This window comes from Caballeronia sp. J97, assembly GCF_905220305.1.
In the GTDB taxonomy this organism is placed as follows: domain Bacteria; phylum Pseudomonadota; class Gammaproteobacteria; order Burkholderiales; family Burkholderiaceae; genus Caballeronia.
The window spans coordinates 1-4,117 of sequence record NZ_CAJMZL010000070.1; the positions used below are offsets into that span (position 1 = coordinate 1).

At 63.0% G+C, this 4,117-nt stretch carries 4 protein-coding genes; 3 read left to right on the forward strand and 1 reads right to left on the reverse strand.

Going from position 1 to position 4,117, the window contains the following annotated elements; genetic code table 11:
* Positions 1 to 158 precede the first annotated feature (158 nt).
* Positions 159 to 947 carry a GntR family transcriptional regulator gene (locus U4Y90_RS35745; protein WP_321801832.1) on the reverse strand — a complete coding sequence of 263 codons (789 nt, stop codon included), beginning with the start codon at positions 945 to 947 and terminating at the stop codon, positions 159 to 161.
* 613 nt (positions 948 to 1,560) lie between these two features.
* On the opposite strand from U4Y90_RS35745, the gene U4Y90_RS35750 reads away from it, so the two are divergent.
* From U4Y90_RS35750 to U4Y90_RS35760, 3 genes are all read left to right on the forward strand, one after another.
* Complete coding sequence (locus tag U4Y90_RS35750) at positions 1,561 to 2,547, forward strand: malate dehydrogenase (protein WP_321801833.1); 987 nt, start codon at positions 1,561 to 1,563, stop codon at positions 2,545 to 2,547.
* Between the two features lie 157 nt (positions 2,548 to 2,704).
* Positions 2,705 to 3,709, forward strand: a complete 1,005-nt coding sequence (locus U4Y90_RS35755; protein ID WP_321801834.1) for an HpcH/HpaI aldolase/citrate lyase family protein — start codon at positions 2,705 to 2,707, stop codon at positions 3,707 to 3,709.
* A 114-nt stretch (positions 3,710 to 3,823) separates the two neighbouring features.
* Positions 3,824 to 4,117: citrate/2-methylcitrate synthase (locus U4Y90_RS35760; RefSeq protein WP_321801835.1), on the forward strand; the 294-nt coding region annotated here is incomplete at its 3' end.

Below are 4,117 nucleotides of genomic sequence, written 5' to 3' on the forward strand. Positions count from 1 at the left end.
AACTTGTTAATACATCAATCCGCGATTTTAGCGCCTTTTTATTTCGCGCTGCAGCGAAAAGCCGTCCAAAAGACCGTTGCTCGATGCGCGAAAATGGCCTCGCCAACGTGCTTTTTCCGCGAGCACCCAGCCAGTGCGCGCGGCCCTTTTTCATTCGATCAACTCAAGTCGTTCTGATAGAAATAGCCGGTCGTGACGTACCATCCGCGACGCACTTCGACAGGTCGATCGCCATAGGTATAGGACACGCGCTCCACCGATAAAAGCGGAAATCCCTGCGCGACGTCGAGAAACTGGGCGACGGTCTCGTCGGCGGCGACGGCGCGTATCTTCTCGGTCGCGCGGATCATGCGCGTGCCGAACTCCGTCTCGAACATTGCGTAGAGCGGGCCTTTGTAATCGGCGAGGCGCTCGGCCGTGAGCCCGCGAAATACCGCGCCGGGCAGCCAGATTTCATCGAATACGGTCGTCACGCCATCAAACTGCAACAAGCGCTTGATAAGAACGACGGGGTCGGCGGGCTTAAGCTCCAGTTGCCGCGCAATCTCGGCCGGCGCGCGCAGGCGCCTGCATTCGAGCAGACGGCTCACGTGCGGATGAACGTCGCCGTCGTCGGGCAAGAGGCGCAGGAAGCGGAACTGCACACGGTCTTCGCTGTGCGTCGCAACGAACGTGCCTTTACCCTGACGGCGAACGAGGAGATTGTCGGCGGCGAGTTCGTCGATCGCCTTGCGCACGGTGCCCTGACTCACCTTGTAGCGGGCCGCGAGTTCGACCTCGCTCGGGATGATTTCGCCAGGCTTCCATTCGCCGGACTCGAGCCCTTGCGTGATGAGCGCCTTGATTTGCTGATACAGCGGGCTGAACGTCGGCGACGGCGTGCTCGCGGCCTCAGCCGCCGGTGCAGTGCCGTTGGGGGTCGTCGTGCTCGCCGGGTTGGAATTCATGCCGCGCATTTCAACACAAGGGCCGCCGTGCGTCCAGACTTTTCCCGAAGATTCCTATGTCTTATATAAGACATAAGATATTGTTGACTTTACCTCGGAGCGCTCCTACACTCCTTGTCGAGCAAGGGTTTGCGGGTCGTTGCGAGAGCGCAGGAACCGCCGGTCAGCGTGTTTTCCCACGGCTTTCTTTGCCTCGAGAACACCCTGAACCGCGCATCCGGACATCGCGCAACATTCCGCCAGGCACGCCCTTTCGCTTTCGCCTCACGCCGATCGGCCACTCGATTCGCGCGCCGCTGCCTGCCCCACGCCTCGCAACGTCAAGCGCCGTCTCGAATGGGCGCGTTGCCGTCAGACCCAAGCGAAATCACGGCGTCCTTCCAGAACATCTCGCACTCCTCCCGCTCGAAGAGAAGGATTCATGGCATGACAGTCACGCCGCTCGGGCATTCATGCGGCGCGAATCCACCAACGAACGCGCGCAACGCCACGTGGCGCCGCTTTCGGCGATTCGCGCACGGCATGGCCGGCATGTCTTCATCAACGCTTTGCGTAACGCGCATAAAATGGCGCTTTTCCCTAGCGTTCCACGCACCGTCCAGGAGAGTTCTCAATGGCTAAGTCCGCAAAGCGCGTTGCCGTAACCGGCGCCGCAGGTCAAATCGGCTACTCGCTGCTGTTCCGCATCGCCAACGGCGATCTGCTCGGCAAAGACCAGCCCGTGATTCTTCAGCTGCTCGATCTGCCGCAAGCGCAAGCTGCCGTGAAGGGCGTCGTGATGGAGCTGGAAGATTGCGCGTTCCCGCTGCTCGCCGGCGTGGTCGTCACGGACGATCCCAAGGTCGCGTTCAAGGACGCCGACGTCGCGCTGCTCGTCGGTGCGCGTCCGCGTTCGAAGGGCATGGAGCGCAAGGATCTGCTGTCGGCGAACGCCGAAATCTTCACGGTTCAGGGCAAGGCGCTGAACGATGTCGCGAGCCGTGACGTGAAGGTGCTGGTCGTCGGCAACCCGGCGAACACGAACGCGTACATCGCGATGAAGTCGGCGCCGGATCTGCCGAAGAAGAACTTCACCGCAATGCTGCGTCTGGACCACAACCGCGCGCTGTCGCAACTGGCCGCCAAGTCGGGCAAGCCGGTCGCGTCGATCGAAAAGCTCGCCGTGTGGGGCAACCACTCGCCGACGATGTACCCGGATTTCCGCTTCGCGACCGCCGAAGGCCAGGATCTCACGAAGCTCATCAACGACGACGAATGGAACCGCAACACGTTCATCCCGACCGTCGGCAAGCGCGGCGCCGCGATCATCGAAGCGCGCGGCCTGTCGTCGGCGGCGTCGGCAGCCAACGCGGCGATCGACCACGTGCGTGACTGGGTGCTCGGCACGAACGGCAAGTGGGTCACGATGGGCATTCCGTCGGACGGCTCGTACGGCATTCCGGAAGACATCATCTACGGCGTGCCCGTCACGTGCGAAAACGGCGAGTACAAGCGCGTCGAAGGCCTCGAAATCGACGCGTTCTCGCGCGAGAAAATGGACGGCACGCTGAACGAGCTGCTCGAAGAGCGCGACGGCGTTTCGCATCTGCTGGGCAAGTAAGCACGTTGTTATCACGGGAGGTTCGTCGCGAACCTCCCGTCAGCGCGAACCCGTCACGGCGTTCGCGTGATTCGAACGCGCTTGAGCGGCATTCGAGCGCGTTCGAATCATCGAGCAGGATCGAACCCACTTCCCCAAATCGGACCCGACGCCGACGATGCGCGCTCTCACTCCCGCCGAAGTGCTGTTTGACGGCGAACCGCAACCCGCTGTGCTTCCGCCCTGTGATCACTACGCCGGCAGCGAGAAGCTGATCCGCAAGTCGCTGGCCTTGCAGGCGCAGCTCGGGCCGGTTTTCGACATCACGCTCGATTGCGAAGACGGCGCGCAGGTCGGTCACGAGGCCGAGCATGCGGAGCTGGTCGCGTCCTTCGTCGGCGGCGACGACGATCGCTTCGGGCGCGTGGGTGTGCGCATCCACGACTTCGCTCATCATGCATGGCGCGACGACGTGCGCATCATCTTGCGCCAGGCGAAGAAGGTGCCTGCTTTCATCATGCTGCCGAAGATCCGCAGCGTCTCCGATGCCGCCGAGATGGTGGCTTTCATCGAAGCATCGCGCTGCGAATTCGGCATCCGGAAGCCGATTCCCTGTCATCTGCTGATCGAGACGCACGGCGCGCTCGCCCGGGCGTTCGAACTGGCCGCGCTGCCGGGCGTCGAATCGCTGAGTTTCGGGCTGATGGATTTCGTCTCCGCGCACAACGGCGCGATTCCCGATACGGCGATGCGCTCGCCCGGCCAGTTCGATCATCCGCTCGTGCGGCGCGCGAAGCTGGAGATCGCGGCTGCCTGTCACGCGCACGGCAAGGTGCCCTCGCACAATGTGTCGACGGAGGTGCGCGACATGAGCATCGTCGCGAACGATGCGGCGCGCGCACGCAACGAGTTCGGCTATACGCGCATGTGGAGCATCCATCCGGATCAGGTGAGGCCGATCGTCGAAGCCTTCTCGCCGCGCGCGGAGGAAATCGCGCTCGCTGCGGAGATCCTCCTCGCGGCACAGCGCGCGCATTGGGGTCCGACGCGCCACGGCGACACGCTGCACGATCGCGCGAGCTATCGCTATTACTGGTCGGTGCTGCGGCGCGCGCACGCGACCGGCCAGACGATGCCCGACGACTGCGCGCCGCTCTTCGCCGCACCGGCTTCCAGAGCATGAGCATCACCGGCACCGGATCGAATTTCAGCGTCGCGCACGAGCTAATGCATCGCGCATTCTTCAAGCACAACAAGTAACGCCGCATCGCGAGCGTACGAAAGGAGACTGAAGAGCATGACCGATACCGCATCGACCGAAGCACCCGCATCCGGCGCGTTCAAGCCGAAGAAATCCGTTGCGCTGTCGGGCGTGACGGCAGGCAACACCGCGCTGTGCACGGTCGGCAAGACCGGCAACGACCTGCACTATCGCGGCTACGACATCCTCGATGTCGCGACCACCAGCGAGTTCGAAGAAATCGCGCATCTGCTCGTGCACGGCAAGCTGCCGAATGCCGCCGAACTGAAGGCCTACAAGACCAAGCTGAAGGCGCTGCGCGGATTGCCCGCGAACCTGAAGGCCGCCCTC

Bases quoted from the DNA above. Each gene is read 5' to 3' on its own strand.
- U4Y90_RS35745 (WP_321801832.1), bottom strand. From the start codon at position 947: ATGAATTCCAACCCGGCGAGCACGACGACCCCCAACGGCACTGCACCG.
- U4Y90_RS35755 (WP_321801834.1), top strand. From the start codon at position 2,705: ATGCGCGCTCTCACTCCCGCCGAAGTGCTGTTTGACGGCGAACCGCAA.
- U4Y90_RS35750 (WP_321801833.1), top strand. From the start codon at position 1,561: ATGGCTAAGTCCGCAAAGCGCGTTGCCGTAACCGGCGCCGCAGGTCAA.